The 23,504-nt window shown below is 35.5% G+C and carries 20 protein-coding genes and 1 pseudogene; 6 read left to right on the forward strand and 15 right to left on the reverse strand.

Going from position 1 to position 23,504, the window contains the following annotated elements; genetic code table 11:
* Positions 1-24 precede the first annotated feature (24 nt).
* Together GGQ92_RS06790 and prpE are read left to right on the forward strand one after the other, a co-directional pair.
* Positions 25-1,215, forward strand: a complete 1,191-nt coding sequence (locus tag GGQ92_RS06790; RefSeq protein WP_184246083.1) for an FtsW/RodA/SpoVE family cell cycle protein — start codon at positions 25-27, stop codon at positions 1,213-1,215.
* 15 nt (positions 1,216-1,230) lie between these two features.
* Positions 1,231-1,974 carry a bis(5'-nucleosyl)-tetraphosphatase PrpE gene (prpE, locus tag GGQ92_RS06795; protein ID WP_184246086.1) on the forward strand — a complete coding sequence of 248 codons (744 nt, stop codon included), beginning with the start codon at positions 1,231-1,233 and terminating at the stop codon, positions 1,972-1,974.
* A 273-nt stretch (positions 1,975-2,247) separates the two neighbouring features.
* On the opposite strand, the gene GGQ92_RS06800 is transcribed toward prpE, so the two are convergent.
* Genes GGQ92_RS06800 through yjbM form a run of 3 tightly spaced genes read right to left on the reverse strand, consistent with a single transcriptional unit; the run spans position 2,248 to position 4,573 of the window.
* Positions 2,248-3,135 carry an RluA family pseudouridine synthase gene (locus GGQ92_RS06800; RefSeq protein ID WP_184246089.1) on the reverse strand — a complete coding sequence of 296 codons (888 nt, stop codon included), beginning with the start codon at positions 3,133-3,135 and terminating at the stop codon, positions 2,248-2,250.
* A complete protein-coding gene (locus GGQ92_RS06805; protein WP_184246092.1) occupies positions 3,135-3,938 on the reverse strand; it encodes an NAD kinase in 804 nt (267 codons plus the stop codon). The genes GGQ92_RS06800 and GGQ92_RS06805 overlap by 1 nt, the downstream gene beginning before the upstream one ends.
* A 14-nt stretch (positions 3,939-3,952) precedes the next feature.
* Positions 3,953-4,573 (reverse strand): GTP diphosphokinase, encoded by a 621-nt coding sequence (gene yjbM / locus GGQ92_RS06810; protein WP_184246095.1) that lies wholly within the window; start codon positions 4,571-4,573, stop codon positions 3,953-3,955.
* Between the two features lie 278 nt (positions 4,574-4,851).
* Between yjbM and GGQ92_RS06815 the strand changes: the two genes are divergently transcribed.
* The 3 genes from GGQ92_RS06815 to GGQ92_RS06825 all read left to right on the forward strand — a co-directional run bounded on the left by GGQ92_RS06815 (position 4,852) and on the right by GGQ92_RS06825 (position 6,951).
* Positions 4,852-5,427 (forward strand): CYTH domain-containing protein, encoded by a 576-nt coding sequence (locus tag GGQ92_RS06815; protein ID WP_184246098.1) that lies wholly within the window; start codon positions 4,852-4,854, stop codon positions 5,425-5,427.
* A 232-nt stretch (positions 5,428-5,659) separates the two neighbouring features.
* Entirely contained in the window at positions 5,660-6,061 is a 402-nt protein-coding gene (locus GGQ92_RS06820; RefSeq protein WP_184246101.1) for a globin domain-containing protein, read from the forward strand.
* Positions 6,058-6,951, forward strand: a complete 894-nt coding sequence (locus tag GGQ92_RS06825) for a ClpXP adapter SpxH family protein (protein ID WP_425486386.1) — start codon at positions 6,058-6,060, stop codon at positions 6,949-6,951. The genes GGQ92_RS06820 and GGQ92_RS06825 overlap by 4 nt, the downstream gene beginning before the upstream one ends.
* Positions 6,952-7,529: 578 nt before the next feature.
* Here the strand turns inward: GGQ92_RS06825 and pepF are convergent.
* From pepF to GGQ92_RS06855, 6 genes are all read right to left on the reverse strand, one after another.
* Positions 7,530-9,359: an oligoendopeptidase F gene (pepF, locus tag GGQ92_RS06830; RefSeq protein WP_184246104.1), complete on the reverse strand. Its 1,830-nt coding sequence runs from the start codon at positions 9,357-9,359 to the stop codon at positions 7,530-7,532.
* Positions 9,360-9,443: 84 nt separating this feature from the next.
* On the reverse strand, positions 9,444-10,526 hold the full coding sequence (locus tag GGQ92_RS06835) for a competence protein CoiA (RefSeq protein ID WP_184246107.1): 1,083 nt from the start codon (positions 10,524-10,526) through the stop codon (positions 9,444-9,446).
* Positions 10,527-10,575: 49 nt separating this feature from the next.
* Positions 10,576-11,970, reverse strand: a complete 1,395-nt coding sequence (locus GGQ92_RS06840; RefSeq protein ID WP_184246110.1) for an MDR family MFS transporter — start codon at positions 11,968-11,970, stop codon at positions 10,576-10,578.
* Positions 11,971-12,109: 139 nt separating this feature from the next.
* A complete protein-coding gene (mecA, locus tag GGQ92_RS06845; protein WP_184246112.1) occupies positions 12,110-12,787 on the reverse strand; it encodes an adaptor protein MecA in 678 nt (225 codons plus the stop codon).
* Positions 12,788-13,207: 420 nt separating this feature from the next.
* Positions 13,208-13,603 (reverse strand): transcriptional regulator SpxA, encoded by a 396-nt coding sequence (gene spxA / locus GGQ92_RS06850; RefSeq protein ID WP_184246115.1) that lies wholly within the window; start codon positions 13,601-13,603, stop codon positions 13,208-13,210.
* A gap of 218 nt (positions 13,604-13,821) precedes the next feature.
* Positions 13,822-14,415: a GNAT family N-acetyltransferase gene (locus GGQ92_RS06855; protein WP_184246118.1), complete on the reverse strand. Its 594-nt coding sequence runs from the start codon at positions 14,413-14,415 to the stop codon at positions 13,822-13,824.
* 593 nt (positions 14,416-15,008) lie between these two features.
* Here GGQ92_RS06855 and tnpA point away from each other — a divergent pair.
* Positions 15,009-15,459: pseudogene (gene tnpA / locus GGQ92_RS06860) on the forward strand (IS200/IS605 family transposase).
* A gap of 360 nt (positions 15,460-15,819) precedes the next feature.
* On the opposite strand, the gene GGQ92_RS06865 reads toward tnpA, so the two are convergent.
* The 6 genes from GGQ92_RS06865 to GGQ92_RS06890 all read right to left on the reverse strand — a co-directional run bounded on the left by GGQ92_RS06865 (position 15,820) and on the right by GGQ92_RS06890 (position 23,230).
* A complete protein-coding gene (locus GGQ92_RS06865) occupies positions 15,820-17,043 on the reverse strand; it encodes a putative glycoside hydrolase (protein WP_184246120.1) in 1,224 nt (407 codons plus the stop codon).
* 228 nt (positions 17,044-17,271) lie between these two features.
* Positions 17,272-18,198 (reverse strand): ABC transporter ATP-binding protein, encoded by a 927-nt coding sequence (locus GGQ92_RS06870; RefSeq protein ID WP_184246124.1) that lies wholly within the window; start codon positions 18,196-18,198, stop codon positions 17,272-17,274.
* Entirely contained in the window at positions 18,191-19,258 is a 1,068-nt protein-coding gene (locus tag GGQ92_RS06875) for an ABC transporter ATP-binding protein (RefSeq protein ID WP_184246127.1), read from the reverse strand. Before GGQ92_RS06875 ends, GGQ92_RS06870 begins: the two co-directional genes overlap by 8 nt.
* Positions 19,259-19,273: 15 nt before the next feature.
* A complete protein-coding gene (opp3C, locus tag GGQ92_RS06880) occupies positions 19,274-20,419 on the reverse strand; it encodes an oligopeptide ABC transporter permease (RefSeq protein WP_184246130.1) in 1,146 nt (381 codons plus the stop codon).
* On the reverse strand, positions 20,419-21,351 hold the full coding sequence (opp3b, locus tag GGQ92_RS06885; RefSeq protein WP_184246133.1) for an oligopeptide ABC transporter permease: 933 nt from the start codon (positions 21,349-21,351) through the stop codon (positions 20,419-20,421). The genes opp3C and opp3b overlap by 1 nt, the downstream gene beginning before the upstream one ends.
* A gap of 193 nt (positions 21,352-21,544) precedes the next feature.
* Positions 21,545-23,230: a peptide ABC transporter substrate-binding protein gene (locus GGQ92_RS06890; RefSeq protein ID WP_184246135.1), complete on the reverse strand. Its 1,686-nt coding sequence runs from the start codon at positions 23,228-23,230 to the stop codon at positions 21,545-21,547.
* Positions 23,231-23,504 lie beyond the last annotated feature (274 nt).

Below are 23,504 nucleotides of genomic sequence, written 5' to 3' on the forward strand. Positions count from 1 at the left end.
TTGGAAAGGGAAAGGTATACCGTTATGCCAAATCAACTACAACGAGGAAAAATTGATTATACACTAATTTTCATTATTCTGCTATTAGCAGTTATTAGTGTTTTTACTTTATATACGTTAGACCCCTACTTAAAACAAATTTATCCTAACACTACTTATTATATACAACAAATTATATGGTATATTGGTGGTTCTATACTAATCGGCATCATAATGCTAGTTGATTACGACAAACTAAGACTTGTTTCATGGCTATTTTACGGAGTCGGCGTTTTGATGCTTCTCATGTTGTATTTTCATTTTCCACCAGGGATTGCTAAGGAAGTAAACGGCGCGTGGGGATGGTTTGAATTTCCTGTCTTGGGAACCTTACAGCCGGCCGAATTCATGAAAGTTTTTCTTGTTATTTTCTTGGCGCATTTGATGGTTACACATAACGAGAAATATCCCGAACATGTTTTAAAAACAGACTTACTACTATTAGCAAAAATCGGTCTTACTTCTGCCATACCGATATTCTTTCTTATAGAGCAGCCAGACTTAGGTGGAGTTTTAGTACTCATTGCTATAACTGCAAGTATGATTCTCGTATCCGGGATAAAATGGAGAATCATTTTATTTATTTTTGGAGTCAGTGCGGGTGCTATTCTATCCGTTATTGGTATCTATCTCGCCTTCCCTGAACAAATGGGCGCATTTCTTCAGGATGCGGGTCTGCAACACGTTCAAGATCGATTCCAAGGTTGGCTCTCCACCGATGAATATCGACAAAGTGGAGCCTATCAATTAGTACGGGCGATGTTAGCCATTGGTTCTGGCCAACTCTCGGGTAAAGGAATAGGGAATTTCGAGATGGCTTTTCGAATTCCGGAATACCATACGGACATGATATTTACAGCTATTGCAGAACAATTTGGATTTATTGGTTCTAGTATTGTCATTACCATTTATTTTTTACTAATTTATCGCTTAATTTTTATAGCTATTAAAAGTAAAGATCCATTTGGAAGCTATATTATCACTGGGTTAATTGGAATGTTCACTTTTCAAGTATTTCAAAATATAGGAATGTCCATTAAGCTTTTACCAATTACAGGCCTTCCATTACCTTTTATTAGTTACGGAGGAAGCTCCACATTAACCTACATGATTGCTATAGGATTAGTTCTTAATATTTACTACCGTATAAAAACATACATGTTTGACGAATCTTAACGTTGAGGTGAATATATGAAGGTAGATATTATTGGAGATATTCATGGCTGTTTAGATGAATTAATCGAATTATTGGATGTACTTGGATACAGAGATAAAGGGGCACAATGGTATCATCCTGATAAGAGACAATTAGTTTTCCTCGGGGATTTAACGGATAGAGGACCTTCCTCTGTCGATGTCATACATTTGGTTTATCAGCTTGTTATGAAAGACAAAATCGCAAAATACATCCCTGGAAACCATTGTGATAAATTGTACCGTTATTTCCAAGGAAATAATGTCAAAATCCAACACGGTTTAGAAACTACTGTCGAAGAATATCAGGCTCTAGATAGAAAGGAACAATCAAATGTAAGGAACAAAATGATAAAACTATATGAAAACTCTCCTTTGTATCTAGAATTACCGGAAGTGAATGCCGTTGTTGCACATGCAGGTATTAAAGAGTCGTTAATCGGAAGACAAGATAAGCGTGTGAAGTCTTTTGTTCTATATGGGGATACTACAGGGGAAACATTACCTGACGGAAGACCGGTAAGAAGAGATTGGGCACAGCACTACACCGGAGATCGTTGGATTGTTTATGGACATACTCCAGTGTTGGACCCACGATTTGTTAATAAAACTGTTAATATTGATACAGGTGCAGTGTTTGGAAACAAATTGACAGCTTTCCGGTTACCTGAAGAAGAAATAGTAGATGTTCCATCAAAACAACCATTCGTCGAAGAAAAGTTCTCATACTTTCAAGATTAATAAAATTGAGGACGAGGTGGGGGTTTTTTATCATAGTAGATACCGAACGAGTTCTAACAATTCGTTCGGTATCTACGTTTTTTTAATTACTTCGCTAAAACACTTCGCTTTCCGCAGGCAACGCCTCAACTAATTACAAAAGTTATATAAAAACTGTTGTAATGGATTTTCGGCTGTTGCTTTTCCTGCAGGAGTCTCGTGTTTTGACTACGTAATTAATATTACAGCATTTTATTGTTCGTTGTTGATGATTTAAGATTGAGTTATGGCCGATTACCGCAGGTTATTCCATAAAATGTGCATATCTTCTGGCAAATCAGCTTCAAAATGCATCTCTTTTCTAGTAGTTGGGTGAAAAAAGGTTAGCGACTTACAGTGAAGTGCCTGTCGGTTAATGTAATTCATATTTCCATCATAGAGAGAATCACCGAATAGAGGATGTCCGATTGATTTGAAATGAACACGAATTTGGTGTGTACGCCCCGTTTCTAGTTCAATATCGACGAATGAACCATGTGGTGATTCTTCTCTAACCATATATTTCGTAATGGCTTGTTGGCCATAATCAGAGACTTTCCTTTTTAAAATGGAGTCTGTATCTCTTGCAATAGGTGCATCAATAACACCTTTTTTCTCATGTAAGATTCCTTCTATTATTGCACAATACTCTCTTTTCACACCATCCGTCTGTTGGTCCTTAAACAAAATTGCATGACTATAACGCTGTTTCGCAATCAGTACTAATCCACTCGTATCTCTATCTAATCTTGTTACGATATGGACTGTATATGGTAATCCTCTTTCATTATAATAATGTATAATACCATTTGCTAAAGTATGTGTAGGATGATGTCTAGAAGGAATAGTAGCTAACCCCGCAGGTTTATCGATAACTAGAACATGGTCATCTTCATACAGAATCGATAAAGGCATCTCTATAGGTGTCATCCATGAACTTCTCTTCTCAGGAGGGAATATTATTTCTACCAAGTCACCTTTACTCAGAGTGAATCGCACATTTTCTTCTTCATTATTTACTAAAATCTTTCCACCGCTATACTTGATAGATGTTAGCGCTCTTCGAGAAATGTGCCTCTTATTTAGTAAATATTCTCTCAGTACTGTTTGGTCATCTTCCTCATCGACAAACCATTTATACATTACCTTTCCTCCGAAATAAATGATTCTCTAACCCTCGTCCAAAATGGAAAAGATCTAAATCTTGCAAACCGAATTTTTTTATCCGACACATGACACTCGATTCGTTCAATATTCGTATATGTTTCGGTATTATGATCAATCGTTATCGTGAAATTCCTCTTTTTATAGAGAGGTCTGAGCTCCGAAATATGATGTTTTGGCAGTATGAGTGGAGAGCCAATCGTACGGAAAACTCGATTATTAATCGAAGCCATTTCAGTAATTTGTAGGGCTTCTAAAGAAGGATGAATAATTGCTCCTCCCAATGCCTTATTATAAGCCGTACTACCGGATGGCGTAGAGATACATAATCCATCCCCTCTAAATCGTTCAAAGTGTGTACCATTGATTAAAAGGTCCATTACTAAAGTTCCTTCTGAAGATTTTATCGATACTTCATTTAAAGCTAGGTAGTGATGTTCTTCTGTTTCATTCACAGAACCGATCTTTAATTCTAGTAACGGGTATTCAACAATTTCAAAAGGTTTTTTAGTAATCTCAATTACTAATTTTTCTACTTCTTCAGGCAACCAATCAGCATAAAAACCTAAATGACCGGTATGTACTCCAATAAAAGCAGTTTCTTCCAGGCGGTAACTATACGTATGAAATGCTTCAAGGAAGGTTCCATCTCCCCCAACAGATATAACAAGCTCGGGCTCTTTATCATCATAAATCATTGAAAAATCGTTTAAGTATGTTACCATTCTTTGTTTAATTAGCTCCGACTTTTGATCTCCTCTAGAAAGGATTGCAAATCTCATGGGAATCCTCCCTCCTATTTATTCTGTTTATATGAATGAAAGACACGTTGAGCTTCTTGTATTTCATCCTTTATTTTCGCCATTTCTTCATCTAATTTAAATGCTGCTTCCGCTGCTCTTTTCAATCGTTCACTAATTTTAATTGGTATTTGTCCTTCATATTTATAATTTAATGAATGTTCGTTAATCGCCCAAAAATTCATAGCTAATGTTCGTATTTGTATTTCGGCTATTATTTCTTTGTAACCGTGAATGGTTTCTACTGGATAAGAAATGATTAAATGATAAGACCGATAGCCACTTTCCTTTTTATTCTTAATATAATCTCTTTCCTCGATAATTTTAAAATCTTTTCGGTTTCTTAAACGTTGAACAATATCAAAGATATCATCAACAAATTGACATACGATTCTAACTCCTGCAATATCCTGTAAATCTGTTTCCATTTTATCCATCGGAATATCTTTTCGACGCATTTTCTCTAAAATACTTGTTATAGGTTTTACACGTCCAGTAACAAACTCGATAGGAGAGTGATTTTTTTCTTTTGCAAATTGCTTTCGTATCCCCCGTAATTTTACCTTTAATTCCTCAACACATTGCTCGTAAGGTATCAAAAAGCTTTCCCAATCCATATCTGCCTACACCACCCAATATAAGGATTTCCTCTAATTAGTTTACCATATATCTTGTTGAATTCGTATCATGTTAACTAGTTTCTGAAGCTTATGAAATATACATGAGAGAGTAGATTTTTGCAATTTCGTATAGATTGGGGCAAAATAAAAACAAATCCATTGATTTCACATATGCCTTTAATTAGGATTGACTTCAGACATTTAACAAAGATACTACATTAATGACATTCCTATATAAAAAAACACGTTCTAGCTTACGAAAGGATGCCAGTCATATGGAACAAGAAATAGAAATAGAATTCAAAAACCTTTTAAATAAATCTGAATATAAGCATCTAAAAAATACATTTTCTCCATACCATAAAAATCACACAATACAAACTAATTTTTATTTTGAGACCTCTACTTTTCAACTTAAAAGTAAAGGAGCGGCCTTTAGAGTTAGAAGTAAAGATTCAAAGAACATTGCTACATTAAAACTACCTAATCCCGACGGACCTGGTTTACTTGAGGTTCATATACGAATTACTGAGGAAGAATTAGAAAGCTGGAAGGAAAATAACATTCTTCTACCAAAGGAATTAAAGGATTATTTTGTTGCCTTCGATATCAATCCCCACGATTTAAAATTTGGAGGCTCTTTAAAGACGATACGAGATGAATATAGTTATAAAGATATGTTACTTGTATTAGATCATAGCTTTTATCACGGGAAAGAGGATTACGAGCTAGAATTAGAAGCGGATAATGAACAATTAGGTAAGCAAGTATTTGATCAAATCCTTGAGGAAAATGCCATCACTATTCGGAACACTCCGAACAAAGTGGCTCGTTTTTATGAATCACTTTAAAGGCTTAGAATAAACTAAGATAATTAGATATTTTTCCAAATGAACACTCAAATTAATTTTTTATTGAAACATTATGTGACGAAATACTATCTGTATGATAACAGCGAAAGGCCTTACACGCTTGTTTTTATTCCAAGTCACTTCAGTTGATTAAATTTGTTTCAGACTGTTACAATATAGTCACAAACTTCCATAAGTTTTAACTACAAGGATTAAAGGAAGGTTTGAAAATATGAAAGAAAACATACGATCCATTTATGAAGCAATTGGCGGTGAGGATGCTGTCCATCGGCTCGTAGATGCTTTTTATATAAGAGTTGCAAAACACCCAGATTTAATTCCTATCTTTCCAGAGGATTTAACAGAGGTAGCCAGAAAACAAAAGCAATTTTTAACTCAGTTTTTCGGTGGTCCACCACTTTTCCAAGCAGAACATGGACATCCGATGATGCGTAGAAGACATTTACCATTTCCCATTACACCGACTAGACGCGATGCTTGGCTTTCTTGTATGGAAGAAGCTTTAGAAGAAGCTGAAATAGAGGAACCTTTCAGAAGTGTGATTTTTGAGCGTTTAACCTTAACTGCGAATCATATGATGAATACGCCAGAAGAGAAAGGAGAATCGCTGTGAACTGGAAATCTGCCGGGTCTTGGCAAAACCAGGATTATGAGCAAATGCCTACGTTTCACTTTATCGACCTTATTAAAAAGCCGATAGAAATCTATGTATTTGTCGATCCTTTATGCCCGGAATGCTGGTCTCTAGAACCGTACATTAAAAAGCTAACGATTGAATATGGACGTTTCTTTACGATACGAAATGTTTTAACTGGAAAACTTTCCAACACAAATGCTGATAAATTCGAGAAGCCTAAAAAGCTAAAGGATATATGGGAAAAAACAGCAAGTAGAACTGGTATGAGCTGTGATGGAGATTTATGGATAGAAAACCCGATTTATTCTTCAGAAATCTCTTCCATTGCAATTAAGGCAGCAGAATTACAAGGAAAAAAAGCTGGGAAGCGTTTTTTACGTAAAATGCAAGAGCAAGCGTTCTTGAATAAACAAGATATTTCGAATGAAGAAGTACTATTGAATTGTGCAGAAAGTATACGATTAGACATTAGTGAGTTTAAGAAAGATCTTTACTCGAACACATCGAAAAAAGCATTACAATGCGATGTAAAAATCACAAATGAGATGGAAGTAGAATATATACCTACGATGGTTTTCTTCAATCAATCTGAAGAGGATGAGGGGCTAAAAATTTCAGGAATTTATCCTTATGATATTTATGTAAAAGTATTAAAACAAATGCTACAAAAAGAACCTCTTCCTGCTAAGAAACCATCATTAGAAGATTTTATTTCGCAGTATGACTTTGTCGCAACAAAAGAAGTGGCTGTCGTATATGATTGGTCTACCGAAAAGGCAGAAAAAGAAATGAAAAAACTCCAGCTTAAACGAATCGTAGAAAAAGTCCCCGTAAAATACGGATACTTTTGGAAATATGCAAAATAACGTATCATACAAATAAGAAAAGGACATGCACAGAACATGTCCTTTTCTTATTTAAGGGGTGGGAGTTGTTCAAGTCTTCTAAAAGAGGTATTGCTTACAGTTATAACTATACCTCTAGTTAATCACTTTGACAATAACATTGCTCATTATTTCACAAAAGTGTCACAGTTCTATTTCATCCTAGAAATCATAAACTTTAATACGATAAAAGTTTGCGTTAAGGAGGGGAGAATGTATGAGGCTTTTATTTTACATATTAGTACTTTTCGCTTTTATACTAAATATTATGGGACTAATGAAATTCATACCAATTTATTTTTCCGTTCCTTTATTATTTCTTTCAATCTTTCTAGCTGTTCGTTTTCATTATTATAGGAAGCATTTCAGAGGCTTTAAGAATAGACAGGTTTTTCGTTAAAAGGTAAATATGTAGACTATAATGATCCGAAACTGAGTCAATTACTGAAATACCTACTGTCTAATAGACACTGTATACTAGACGTAGATCATATAAAATCCCCCCTAAGGTAGTGTGCCTTAGGGGGGTTTTTCATTACACGTTGGATTTCTTCATTTATTTACAGCTCGCGTGATAATTCTTCAATTAATTGTTCCATTTCATTCAGCTTTTCTTCAAATACTTGGAGCGCGTTTAAGACTGGCGTTTTCTCCGTCATATCCACTCCAGCTTTCTTTAATACCTCTATAGGATAGTCGCTACTACCTGCTTTTAGAAAACCTAAGTAGCGCTCTACTGCAGTATCCTTCTCTGTTAGTATTTGTGTTGCTAAAGATTGAGCTGCAGCATAACCCGTTGCATATTGGTAGACGTAGTAATTGTAATAAAAGTGAGGTATTCTCGCCCACTCTAATCCAATCTCCTTATCAATTACAATATCATCACCAAAGTACTTTTTATTTAATTCATAATACATTTCTGTTAAGCGCTCAGCCGTTAATGCTTCACCTTCTTGCGCAAATAAGTGAATTTGATGCTCAAACTCTGCAAACATTGACTGACGGAATACTGTACCTCGGAATCCTTCTAAAAAGTGATTAATTAAATACAACTTATCCTTTTTAGAAGCCGTGTTTTCTACTAAGTAATTATTCAGTAACGCTTCATTACATGTAGAAGCAACTTCCGCTACAAATATCGAATAACTACCATATCGATATGGCTGGTTTTCATGCGTATAATAGCTATGCATGGAGTGCCCTAATTCATGAGCTAACGTAAATAAATTATTTAAATTATCCTGCCAATTCATCAAAATATATGGGTTGGTACTATACGAACCAGATGAATAAGCACCGCTTCTTTTTCCTTTATTTTCCTCAACATCAATCCAGCGGTCCTCAAATGCTTTCTTCATGATTGTTAAGTACTCTTCACCCATCGGTTTTAAAGCGTTTAAGACAGTCTCTTGTGCTTGTTCATACGTAAATTTCATATCTACATCCTTTATCAAAGGTGTGTAAAGATCATACATATGAAGTTCTTCGAGTCCTAATAATTTCTTCCGTAAGGATACATAGCGATGTAACAACGGTAATCCTTCATGAATCGCTTCAATTAAATTATCATAGACTGCTTCCGGAATGTTATTACGATTTAATGCTGCCTGCCGTGCAGATTCATAATTTCTTATTTTAGCATAAAAATTGTCTTTTTTAACCGTTCCTTGTAGTGTGGATGCGAATGTGTTTTTGAATTGATCAAAGGTCCCATACATAGAGTGAAATGCATCTTTTCTAACTCGTCGATCTCTTGATTCCATAAATTGAATATAACGCCCATGTGTTACGTCAACTTCATTGCCTTCTTCATCTTTAATTGGAGGGAATGTTAAATCTGCATTGTTTAACATACCAAAAGTTTGGGATGCGCTATCGGTTACATCAGATACTTCTGCTAATAGAGATTCTTCTTTCTCTGAAAGTACATGAGGTCGCATTCTACTGATTTCGTCTAATGTATGCTGATATAGACGTAACCCTTCATGTGATTCAAGGAATTGTTCTATTGTTTTTTCCTCTATTTTAATTATTTCAGGAGTAATAAAACTCATCTTACTTGAGAGTTGGGTTAATAAATTTTCCGCTTTACCATTCATTGCTTGATAAAATGAATTCGTTGTATCTTGATCATACCGCATATGCGCATATGTATACAGCTTACTAAATCGATCGGAAACGTTATCCTGCAATTGTAACAATCCGTAAAGTTTTTCTGCTGACTGATGTAAGGCTCCCTGATACTGATCGAATTGAGGTAGTAGTTCTTTAACTGCTTGCCATTCTTTCTCCCAGTCCTCATCTGTTGCAAAGATATCTTCTAATCTCCATGTCCTTTCTACAGGTACTTCTTCTCTAAGCGGCAAGGATTTCTTTGCTGATTCTGTCATTAACATCTCCTCCTTTTATTTATATAAGGTTATTATAACGTAAGAGGACAAGGTTCATACAGATATATGAATGCTTTACGTACATTATATGTTTTCTTTGAAATTAAATACGCCATTTTGCTCTTTCAATAATCCTCTTTTAACTAGTAGGCGAACATATTGAATAACTGGATCCGCTGATTTGTCGATAAGGGGAAATTGGGTAATTGGAAGGTAATAATGCTCGACGATTTGTTGTGCACGAGGGATAGTAAATGGTTTTCTTTTCATCAATAATTCGACGTATAATTCACTTTGCCATCTCCATGGCTGCTCATTCATTCGGTATTGTTCGCTTACTGGTAAATAGACAAATGAGGGGAGTTTTTGAATGGTTAGTTGATGCTGATATAGCCATTGTCTCCATTGATTCTCACGATAGTTATAGAACGATACTGGTCGATGCAGCCACTTCCTCTTCTCCACTTTCCATGCTTGATTCCATTTAACGGAAGCTTGTGGATAGATACGAAATAGGTCAAATACGCTTAGTTGGTTTAGTGACTTTGCTATAAAAGTACCGAATACCTTTGTTTTGCTGAAAAAGATAAAGTGTTGAAGAAGTATTAAATAACTCGTTTCAGAACAATAGAAGTATAAAGTTAGAGGATATTGAGGATGATATTGATGGATAAAAGATTTGTCTATATCGTTTAATTGAATACCTATTTCATGAATTCTTTTTAGGCGATTGGCTCCTAAAATCCAAATTGGGGTAATCTGCTGTTGTTGGTAACTCGTCGTTCGTGAGACAAACTCTTCTGTAGAAATCTTCGCACATTGATATTCTATTGCTATTTTCTTCTTACCAATACGAAGATATATATCGGCTACCTGTTTTGTTTTAGGTAAATAATATTCTAGTTTTGGATTTAACCCTTGATTAAGCAGCCACTCGTATAAATCCCTTTTTCCTTTTTCATGGTATTGACTTTCACCGTTATGACTACAACTACTATTACGAGCATGGGCAAAGTGAGGAGTTTTCAATTGACCAAACTTTGCGATTACTTTTTCATGACATTGTGGGCAAAATAGTGGATCCACTTCCTTTCGTTTACTCCAGGTCCTTTTATTTAAGTTCCAAATAGCTAGTAGCCTACCTTGTTTATCCATTGCCTGTAACAAAAAATCACCTCCATGTCTATTATTCGACAGGAAGTGATATTTTCCTTCATTAACTTTTTTCTGGCTTTGTATTATTTAAATAGAAGGACAGAATTAAACCAACTAAAGCAGCTAGCCCAGATACTAGAAAGGATATATTAACTCCATGCATCATCCCTTCCAACCCTTCAGATGGTCTTGCTTGGTCTAACATAATAGAAATCAATGCGGCTGTCCCAATTGCTCCTGCCATTTGACGCATCGTATTATTCATTGCAGTACCATGTGCCATTAAATTATTAGGTAATTGGTTTAAACCAGCAGTCGTTACTGGCATCATGACCATCGATATTCCGAACATCCGAACCGCGTTTGCTAAAGTTAGGTATAGAAACGTTGTCTCCGTTGTTAAAATAGAGAACATAAACGTTGTAATAGTAACGAGACTTAATCCAATAATTGCTAACCATTTCCCACCGAATTTATCAAATAATCGCCCGGTAACAGGGTTCATCAGTCCCATCAATATAGCTCCTGGTAGTAGCATTAAACCTGATACTAATGGCGAAAAACCCATGTAATCTTGCATCATAATCGGTAAGATAATTGCGCCACCTATCATTGAGAAGAAAGCAATCATGCCAATCGCAGTGGACAGAGTAAAAATCTTATAACGAAATATCCGAAACTCTAGAATTGGCTTCTCTAACCTTAACTGTCTACGTATAAAGAAAAATAGGGTTATACTACCGATAATAAGAGGTACTAAAACCATACTACCAGTCCATGAATGATTTTCATCACCAGCCATACTGAAACCATATAACAACCCACCAAAACCTAAGGTTGAAAGGATGATGGAGGCGATATCTACTTTAGGAAATGTCTGTTTCGTCACATTGGCTAGTATTTTATAAGCTAGGATAATATCGAATATAGCAATCGGTAATACTACATAAAATAAGCTACGCCAGTGAAAGTGTTCCACTAACCAACCTGATAATGTAGGTCCCATAGCAGGAGCGAATGCAATAATTAATCCAAACATTCCCATTGCTCTACCACGTTGATGAATAGGGAAAATTAGAAACATGATCGTCTGTGTTAATGGCATCATAATACCTGCTCCACCGGCTTGAAGAATTCTCCCCACTAATAATAAGCTAAAGTTAGGTGAAAGCGCGGCAATAAGTGTACCAATCGCAAAGCTCCCTAATGCTGTCATGAAAAGTGTTCTCGTTGTAAATCGTTCAATAAGAAAAGCTGTAATTGGAATCATAATACCGTTCACTAACATAAACGCAGACTGCAACCATTGAGCTGCCGAAGGACCGATTTGTAAGTCTTCCATAATATGAGGTAAAGCAGTTCCTAATAATGTTTGATTGAGTATTGCTACAAAAGCACCTGAGATAAGTACAATCATAAGTTGCTTTCGATTGATATTTTTATTTCCTGTCTCCATATATGTCCTTCTTTCTACTAAATACATTTCTATCTAATATGCAAGTTTCCGTAAAAAATTGAAACCAGTAAGAAGTCAAGCTTCCACTGGTTCAAAAATAGTAACCTTGCCTAGTAAATAGACAAGGTCCTAACAAAGTTTATATAGAGAAGTTTTGCTGCACTTGCTCTAGCGCGTCCTTCTTAAAGATTGCCTTCCCGTACTCTTCTACTATAAATACGCTTATTGCAGATTCCTCGCCATATTCTAAGATTTGACTAATTAAATTTTCCTGCTCGTCATCTGTTAAAAATTCTTCGTCAAACCTAGTAATGAGCATATATTTATCATTATATACATAAAGTTCGTCACGCATTCCATCTACAGATTCAAACGCATGGCTTAACTGAATAACGTCTTCTAAATCTTTGAAAAGAACTACTACTACAAAATCTTGTGCGAAAGATTCGTTATCGATGTCATGATCGACAGACCCGAATTTTTCTTCAAGTAAAGTCTCGATCTTATCATCAACAGGTAGATCAATCGTCTTTCCTGATTCTGTGGGAAGTTGGAGATTTTGTCCGTCTTTGGAAATATGCGCTTTAGTTACAACTATTTCAAGTCCTTTTTCTAATGCTTGCACTTGAATCCATAATGGTCCGTCCATATGGAAATCTTCTTCATTGTAATTCACTTCGTCCATTACTTGCCAGAATAGCTGTTCGCTTTTGTCACGATTATACCATATTTCCTCTCGATCGAAACCACGATCTTCAATGTCCATATAGGATATATAGAACTTAATGGTATTCTCATTGATTCTTTCTATTTCCATTTCATAACTCTCCCTTCTAAATAATAGTTAGGGTTGGAAGGGATTACTAGCGTACAATATATACCCTTATTTTTATTATACCCCGATTCCATGTCCTATTAACAGGATAGAATCTTATATCTATTGTATGATATTTTATGCAATTTGAAAAACAAAATAACCTTATTTATTGGATTTTAAACTGTTTTATTTAATAATCCATTATAGCCTATTCTTTACTACTTGTCATGTATTATTTACTGTCTCTTCCAAATCATTGAATTAGACAGTAAATAGTTGGTGTTCTATAAGAAACGTGGTATCATTACGAATAAGATCCATAATCGGAGATGGACCTTATCGTATTTCTACTGAAAAAAGAAAACCCGCCGAGAATAAGATATTTTCGGCAGGATGTTAAGCAGCTCTTTATTTACTAGATTAATTAACCATACGTTGTGCTTCACGTAGTTGAAAAGTTCGTACTGTACGAGGTAAGAAACGACGAATTTCGTCTTCGTTATAACCAACTTGTAATCTTTTCTCGTCTAAGATAATCGGTCTTCTTAGTAAACCTGGATTTTCTTGAATAAGCTTAAATAGATCCTTTAGTGGAAGCTGATCCAAATTCACATTTAGTTTTTGAAATACTTTTGATCTAGTTGAGATGATTTCGTCCGTCCCATCTTCTGTCATACGTAGAATTTCTTTGATCTCCTCTAATGTTAAAGGCTCAGAGAAAATATTACGCTCTTTGAAAGCAATGTCATGTTCTTCTAACCAGGCTTTTGCCTTTCTACATGATGTACAACTTGGTGAGGTATACAATGTGACCATTAAAATTTCACTCCTCAAAATGGATTGATTTATTGTAATTGTTTATTCAATATTTCATCGTTATTAGATTAAAATTAATTTAATTTATTCTCTCTTACTCAGTATACTACACTTTCACTAGCTAAGATAGGGGGGAAACGCTATTTTTACGCTTTTTTCTTACTTTTTTCATATATTTGATATATTTACTTTACCCCATCATTCCTATTATAAACTCGCTATTTCTTCTTTTTTTCTTGGATCGCTTCAAATATGTTATCAACTTCACGATTATCATCATAAGTGATAACTTCATCGGCTGATTGATAAGATTCACCATACACTTCCTCATCTTTATACGTATGGATATCCTCATACATTTCTTTCATTTGTTTATAGATTGCCTCTTCATCAGCTTCTTCGGGAGACCAAAATAGAATTTCTAAAGTATTAGCTTCATTGGTTGCCAACGACTTCCGGGTATATCCGATTGACTGAGCATGTTCGAATCCTTCTCTACGATAAAACCTTAATCTTTTTGTTGAGTCTGTATCTGAGTAATCCCATGGCTCTACTTCCAAAATTATCGGTTTCTTCTTTCTCTTCAATTTTTCGATAAGTTGATGTCCCAAACCTTGCCCACGTGACTCTTTTGATACATATAAATAATCAATAAAGATGAAACTTGGAAACTCTGCATACATCATTACGTGATACTGTCCCTCATCCTTATGATAGACATCTCCCTTTTCCTGCAGTAATAACTCCATATGTTCTTGGGATTTCATTTCCTCAACTGGAAAATATTTATTAAGCTTTTCATACCAATTCATGATGAACGCCCCTCTATATATGTACAATCATCTATAAATATACCCTTAAGTAATTACTTCTAAACTTCTGTCTATAAATATATACGAATTAATTGTTGTTTTTGTTTCGCTTTTTAAAAAATATTTTTAAAATATAGGAATTTCAATTATTCTACGGATTACTACACACTAGATTTTAAAATGGAGCTGGGACAGAATTATTTAATCATACTACTAACCGAACGATTCGTTAGAATCAGTTCTGTTTGTATGCTTTTTATAATTACTTCGCTAAAACACTTCGCTTTCCGCAGGCAACGCTTCAACTAATTTTAAAAGTTAAATTGAAAGCGTATAGGATGTTCGGCTAATAGTGCAACGTCCTGTTGCAACGCCGAACTGAATTACATCCTGTAATCCCTCAGCTGTTGCTTTCCTGCAGGAGTCTACGTGTTTTTGCTGCGTAATTTATATTTCAATTTTTAATTGTTCGCCTTTATTATTGTAAGATTTAGTTATATCCCAGCTTCTCTGGAAAGCTTTCGGCGTGGGTTAAAAAAATGCCTCTCTTCATGGTAAGATAATGTTGGTTTCCCGACCACAACATCTCACTCATGAAGGAGGTACGTCCAACGAAGGACAAGAATAGTTTAGCACACACAACTGGAATTGTAAGTACCATATCGTCTTTGCTCCAAAGTATAGGAGACAAACAATATAAGGAAAATATTAGAGATGTATCGGTCAAACTATAAGAGATTTATGCGAACGCAAAGCACTATACATGAGGCAAACGCATGTCGAGATCATATACGCATGTTAGTAAGTATCCCACCGAAATAATTTATGGGATATTTAAAAGGGAAAAGTAGTGTAATTGATAGTCAAGCCAATCTCAAATATAAATATGGAAATCACAAGTTTTGGTGCTCTGGTTTCTACATAAATACAGTGATTAGAAATAAAAAGAAAATACAAGAATATATTAGGTATCAGCTAAAAGAAGTTTACATGACGGACCAATTAACAATATTCGAAGAGTTTGATCCGTTTACAGGGCAATAACAATAAGGGATTCTTTTAGAAACAATGAGTATATGTGGTGTAAGAGGGAAGACCACAATGGCCTTTTAGGCCGAGCACAAAAATCCAACCAAATCATGGAAAGGATATAAATAGCCAAGTCAAAATACAAGACTCCTGCAGGAAAAGCAACAGCCGAAAATCCATTACAAAAGTTTTTATATAACTTTTGTAATTAGTTGAGGCGTTGCCGAGGTATAGGAAACACTGTGCAAGTGTTATTTCTTGCACAGATGTTGACTTATACCCTATGGGTAAAAGCGAAGTATTTTGACTTGGCGTTAGTATAACATTCGGATTTTGATTATGAAAATTACTTCTGTCTCAGTCTCTTTAAAATCTTTAGTCAAGTGGCGTATAATCGACTCCATCGGAATAAACGTTACTTGCATTCCAGATCAGGAACTCATCAATACCATTTTCATTCAGCGCTCTAATTTGTGCTTCTACTTCTGGAGCATCATATTGAAAGGTTGGACCACTATATAACCACGGAGCCTCAAAATCTTGGATCCAAGGTCGTGAAATAGGTCGGTTTTCTAATTTATCAAGAACTTCATTCTCTACTTTTGCATATTCATCTACTAGGCGATACGGTTCTCTATCCGGAAAGTCAATTCCAAAATACGGAGTCCAATGGCTCGGATAAATCATGGAAGATATTACGTCCACATTAGAAGCTATTTTTGAAAAGTTTTGTCCAATACCAGGAGCCTCTTCAATCGTCGCTGAATAGCCAAAAATATCAACAGATACATCTACGTTATAATACTGTAATTCTTCTCGAGCATATGCTACGAAGTCCGTAACAGCTTCAACTCGTTGTTTAACTTCACTTCCCTCGAAATCAGCATAATCCCCTAGTTCATATTCTAACTCCTTATCTCGGTGCTCGAAACCTTCAGGAAAACGAACGTAATCAAACTGAATTTCTCTAAAACCAAGTTCTGCTGCTTTCTTAGCTATATCGACATTGTATTCCCATACTTCTTTATGAAAAGGATTAACAAAAGCCTCTTTTCGATTATTTACCCAGACCTCGCCATTTTTTGTAAATGATAAATCAGGACGTTTCTTTGCTAAAACAGAATCTTTGAATACTACAACCCGTGCAATAGGATAAATTTGTTTTTCTTCTAGTGTCTTCATTAGCTCCTTGGGGTCATTAATATAATTTTGCGCAATATCTTCATATGGGGAACCTTCTTCAGGTTTAAATGTTAAATGACCATGGTCCTCTTTTATATCAATGACCATTGCATTTAATTCGGTTGACTCTATCATATGTATGAGTTCTTCCATTCGCCCACCGCCTGCAGATGGACCTGTTACATAAATACCTCTTACCGCATCTGGATATTCAAAATTAAGATCAGACACAAAAGAAAATCGCGGAAAAACATCTGGAAGCTCTAATTTAGTTTGGGTGAAATTTATCGTGGAATGTGATTTTGCTCGAAGGGTTTCTGTATTTTGGTCACTTTCATCTTCAGCGTGTACAGTAATTGTTCCTAAAAATATTAATAGAATACTCCATAGTACAATGCGTTGTTTATAGCTTCTCATAATTATCAGGCTCCTATTTCTTTGTTGTTTCGTTCCATTATAGTCTAAATATTTGCTTAATTAAATAAGAAAATATACCTTAACCTCTCATTCGTTATTAACAATAGCTTAATTCCTAGTGTAAAAACAATCTTTTACATAAATGGGACTTGCATATTGAAAAAGAAAGGGACTATCTAAAAGGTATTGTCTACCTTTTGAGTCCCATTTTTAACTGAATGATTGATACTATATACTCGCCTGTAGTTTTGCAAACTGCTTATCTGTACAAAGTACCCAGTGTCCTTCTTTAATCTCACGAAAACTTGCATGCTCACTTGATTCATATTGACTAGGATCATACGTTATCCTTCTACGGTTTCGTTCATAATCTGGGTCTGGCAGTGGAATTGCTGATAATAGAGATTTAGTATATGGATGCATTGGGTTTTTATAAAGCTCATCACTATCTGCTAACTCAACAATCCTTCCTGCATACATAACGGCAATTCGATCACTGATATACTTTACCATAGATAAATCATGTGCAATAAACAAGTACGTCAAATCATGTTGCTTCTGAAGATCTTTTAATAGATTTACTACTTGTGCTTGAATCGAAACGTCTAAAGCTGAGATAGGTTCGTCTGCTATAATAAACTCAGGATCAACGGCTAATGCACGAGCAATTCCAATCCTCTGCCTTTGTCCTCCACTGAACTCATGAGGGAAACGAGAAGCATGTTCTTTGTTTAGTCCCACTGTCTCCAGTAATTCATGTACTCGCTTTGTTATTGCAGCTTCATCTTTTATTAAACCATGGATATGGATTCCTTCTGCAACAATTTCCCTTACTGTCATTCGAGGATTAAGCGAAGCATACGGATCTTGGAAAATCATTTGCATATTTTGATTAAATGATTTTAGTTCTTTTTTTGATTTCTTGCCATGTACATTTTCGCCTTTAAATATTACTTCCCCATCTGTAGCATCATATAAACGTATAATTGTTCTTCCGGTTGTAGATTTACCACAACCAGATTCTCCAACCAAACCAAACGTTTCTCCCTTATATATATCAAAGCTAATGCCATCTACTGCTTTTATTGTAGTTTTTCCACCAGTGTCGAAGTGTTGTTTAAGGTTTTTAACTTCTAGTATTTTTTCTTTACTCATTGTTAACATCCCCATTCATATCACCACCGGCGCCTTTAGCCATGCCTTCCATCCGCAGCTTAACAGCTTTAGGAGGCTCAATATTTGGAGCATCTTCGTGTAATAACCATGTCGCAGCAGAATGTGTATCTGATATTTTAAACATGGGTGGTGCTTCTTCAAAGTCGATCGCTAATGCATAATTACTTCTTAATGCAAAAGCATCTCCTTTAGGAGGGTAAAGTAAATCAGGTGGTGTCCCTGGAATTGCATATAATTTCTCTTCTTGACTATCTACAGTTGGCATAGACCCTATTAGTCCCCAAGTGTATGGATGCTTAGGATTATAGAAAATATCATCAACTGTTCCGATTTCTACTATTTTTCCTGCATACATTACTGCGACTCTATCCGCCACATTTGCCACAACACCTAAATCGTGTGTAATAAATATAATCGACGTGTTCATTTTCTTCTGAATGTCTTTCATCAATTCAAGAATCTGCGCTTGTATCGTAACATCAAGAGCGGTTGTCGGTTCATCAGCAATAAGTACTTTCGGATTACATGCCAAAGCTATTGCGATAACGACTCTTTGTCGCATACCACCAGAGAACTGGTGCGGGTATTGATCCACTCTTTTATCAGGAAATGGGATTCCTACTAAATCCAACAGTTCTATTGCCCGCTTTTTTGCTTCTTTTTTAGAAAGCTTTTGATGCAGCATAAGTACTTCCATTATTTGTTTTCCAACTTTCATGGTTGGGTTTAAGGAAGTCATTGGATCTTGAAAAATCATGGAAATATCTTTCCCGCGCATTTTTTGTAATTCTTTTTCTTTTAATTTTGCTAAATCCTGATTTTCAAATAAAATTTCACCTTCAACAATTTTGCCGTTCGGTCTAGGTATAAGACCCATTAACGACTTGGATGTTACCGATTTTCCTGATCCCGATTCACCCACAATTGCCAAGGTTTCTCCTTCATTCAATTCAAAATTCACACCGCGAACTGCTTGTACTGTTCCGCCATATGTTTCAAAATGAACATGTAAATTTTTCACTTCTAATACAGGAGACATTTCTACAACCCTCCTTTAATTTCTCATTTTTGGATCAAGTGCGTCTCGTAAACCATCTGCTAATACATTAAACCCAATCATTAATAAGGAAATAATCACAGCCGGGAATAAAAGCATATATGGGAATACACGATAATCATCAAATGCCATATCAATCAACGTACCTAATGAAGCTATCGGTGGTTGAAGTCCTAAACCGATAAAACTTAAAAAGGATTCAAAAAAGATAGCACTTGGTATTGTAAACATCGTATTGATGATAATTACACTTAGCACGTTTGGTATGAGGTGCTTCATTAATATTCCTTTATCCGATGCACCCAACGTCCTAGCTGCTAGGATAAATTCTTGACCTTTTAGTTTTAGAACTTGTCCCCGAACAATTCTGGCCATACCAATCCAGCCTGTTATGGTTAATGCGATTGTAATGGCAATCAAGCCAGGCTTTAACACAATAATCATTAAAATAACAATTACTAGGTTCGGGATACCAGAAAGTACTTCAATAATACGTTGCATTACATTATCTACACGGCCTCCATAGTAACCAGAGACCCCTCCGTATATAACACCAATAACCATATCTATAAATGCAGCTAACAACCCAATAAATAAGGATATTTGAGTTCCATGCCAAATTCTGGTCCAAAGATCTCGTCCCATATTATCAGTACCAAACCAAAAATATTCATCTGTAAACCCTTTGGCCTCGTACATGTCCACTTTAACCTCTACGGTATAGTACGGGTCTTCACTGTCTGGTTCGGATACTGTATCCACATTTATAACGTGTTGTTCTTCAACATTGTATCCTGCTAATCCACGTTCTACAGCATCATCAACAGATGTACCTTGTAATCTAAGAACCTGAGTACCATCTAATCCGGCCCATTCTAATCCTTTAACTTTAGGTGGTAAATAAGCTGCATCATAATTTGCTTCGTCACGTCCATAATCATTCATTAATGGACCAAGCAAAGCTAATAAAATAATAAACGTTAAAACAAATAAACCTGCTATGGCTCCTTTGTTTTTCCTTAGGCGAATCCATGCGTCTTTCCAGTAGGAGAGTTGAGGACGAGAAAGCTCTTCACCTAGACTTTCTTCCACATGGACACGCTGAAACTTATCTTTTGGCAATTTGTTCGTTTCTTTGTCCATTAGTCCTTCCCTCCTGAAACACGAATTCTCGGATCAATTAATCCGTAAAGTAAGTCAACAATTAAAATAATTGAAATAAATAGAACAGAGAATAGCATCGTTGTTCCCATAATAACTGGGTAATCATTCTCATTAATCGAGCGAACAAATTGTTCTCCTAATCCTGGCACCGCAAAAATTTGCTCAATAACAAGCGTCCCTGTCATTAAGCTAACAGTCATTGGACCAAGAACAGTAATAACAGGAATTAAAGCATTACGCATCGCATGCTTAAACATGATACTTGTACTTTTTACCCCTTTTGCACGTGCTAATTCAATATAATCTGAACCCAATACTTCTAACATTTCTGTACGCATAAACCTTGCACAGACTGCCATTGGGAAAATCATTAGAGCTATGGTTGGGAGTACCGTATAAATCGGACCTTCCCAAAATGATGGTGGGAATATTTGCCATTTGACAGCAAAATAGTATTGAAGTAAGCCCGCAAAAACAAAAGAAGGAATTGATATACCGATTACCGCCAATATGTTGGATGAATAATCAACCCACGTATTATGTCGAATTGCTGCAATCATCCCCAATATAATACCTAGAATGGTACCAATAATAAGAGCTTGAGCTCCTAGGTGGGCTGATGGACCAAGTCGATCAAGTATAATGTCTGTTACAGGACGATTATTGTACTGAAAAGAGACCCCTAAATCTCCCTGAGCCATATTTACCATATATTTTGCATACTGCACAGGTAGCGGTTCATCCAAACCGTACTTTTCTAACAAAATTGCTTCTTGCTCTTCTGTAAGCTTTGCGCCGATACTACTAAACGGAGATCCAGGAAGCAACTTCATTAGAAAAAAGGTCGCAGTAGCAATAATGATTAATGTGATTAACATATAGACGATACGACGAAGTATATATTTAGCCATTCCTTCCACCTCCTTTAAAAATCTTTGCTTATTCTAATGTTAGTATTGTTGTATTCACACTGTGTTGATCTTTATCTCTATTTGAATCCTAACTTTTAGGATGTATCTTCAGATTTATAAAATTGTAAGAGAGTATAGCAGTATCCAACTATTGATAAGCTATACTCTCCATTACACCAATTAAATTGGCATATTATTTTTGGATATCAACATATTTAAAGCTATAATGATTACCAAATGGATTTAAAGAATCCATTCCTTTAACATATGGTTTTGCTAATACAGATGTTTTACGTTGCATGATTGGTGCTATTGCAGCATCTTCAAGTGCAATTTTTTCAGCCTCTTGCATTGCTTCAAAACGAGCTACCGGATCAAGTGCTAGTTCTGTTTTAGCAGCATTTACAAGATTGTCATACTCTTCATTTGAGTAACCAACATCGTTATTTTCTCCATCAGTAATCCATAGATCGATAAAGGAAATAGCATCTTTATAGTCAGGTCCCCAACCAGATACTGCAAGCTCATATTCTTGATCTCGCATAATTTCTAGCTGACGGTTCCACGGCATGTTTTCTGGTTCGATTGTTAGACCTTCAAGTGAAGCTTCGAGTTCTGTTTTCATAAATTCACTAATTTGCTTCGCTACATCAGTATCTCCACTTAAGAAACGTAATGTAATTTCGTCAAATCCTAATTCTTCTTTAGCTGTTTCCCAGTATTCTTGTGCTGTTTCTACATCGTAAGCTAAAACGTCACTACCTGTTTGGAAATCTTCTTCGGTTTCAGGATGTTCTACAAACCCTTCCGGAACGAAGAAATTAACTGGTTCAGAATCATTACCATAAACTACATCAATATACGCTTGTTTATTGAATGCTTTTGATAATGCCATTCTAAAGTTGTGGTTTTGCATATATTCCCCAGCAGTAGGAGAATTTTGATTCATTTTCATCCAAAATACAGATGTTTCAGAAAGAGATTTAAAATCAGGGTGTGTTGCATTTGCATTAACTTGCGAACCTGATAATGTAACTCGATCTAATTCTCCAACTTCATAGTTAGAAAGAGCTGTATCTGCTTCCTTGATAACTTTTACATTGATGCTATCAAGTGCCACATTTTCAGCATCCCAGTAGTCTTCATTTTTTGCTAAGTTCCAGCCAGCTTCCGTTTGCCAGCTTTCAAATTTAAAAGGACCATTTGTTAGCATGTTTTCAGGTGCTAAAGCAAAGTCTTCTCCTTGTTCTTCAACAAATTCTTGGTTTAAAGGCATAAATGTAGGGAAAGCAGCAAATGATTCAAAATATGGAACCGCAACTTCTAATTCCACTACAAATGTATAATCATCTGAAGCGCTAACTCCTAATTCTTCAACAGCCATTTCGCCATTATAAATTTCGCTTGCATTTTTCACTACTCCGCTCATAAGAGCATTTGCATAATAAGATGCATTATCTGGATTAATTGCACGTTGCCATGCATACACAAAATCTTGAGCTGTTACAGGTTCTCCATTTTCCCAAGTTGCGTCTTCACGTAAATGGAACGTGTAAGTTTTACCATCTTCACTTACTTCTGTTTCCTCTTTAATCGCGATACCAGAAACAATTTCACCCTCTGGAGCTACACGATAAAGTCCTTCATAGACTGAGTCTATATATTGAAACGATACGTTGTCCTCTGCCATAATCGGATCCATTGTAGGAATGTCTGAAGTAGAAGCAATACGAAGAACTTTTTCTTCTCCTTCAGTTGTTTCTTGGTTTGCATCTGTGTCAGCATCTGTATTTGTGTCATCGCCATTATCAGAACAAGCGACTAATAATAAAGCAAGCATCATTGCAGACAATAATAGTAGCCAATTTCTTCTTTTCATTTCTGCATACCCTCCTGTGTTTTTTGTTAGTTAGAAAAATGCACAATTGTAATTATACCTGTTTTTCATCAAATTGAAAGTAAAATTTCTGAATATTTAATGAAAATAGGTCATATATACTCAAAATCAATGGAAAAATGACCTTTTAGTTCCATTTGCTTCTGATTTCTTTAAATATTTCAAATTTTCAGATAGTTTTGAGTATTTGTACTGTTCCTAATATTACTTTTATTCATATTTTTAGAAATTTTCTAATAATTGATATTTGCTTGTG

This window comes from Gracilibacillus halotolerans, from assembly GCF_014206945.1.
Lineage (GTDB): Bacteria > Bacillota > Bacilli > Bacillales > Amphibacillaceae > Gracilibacillus > Gracilibacillus halotolerans.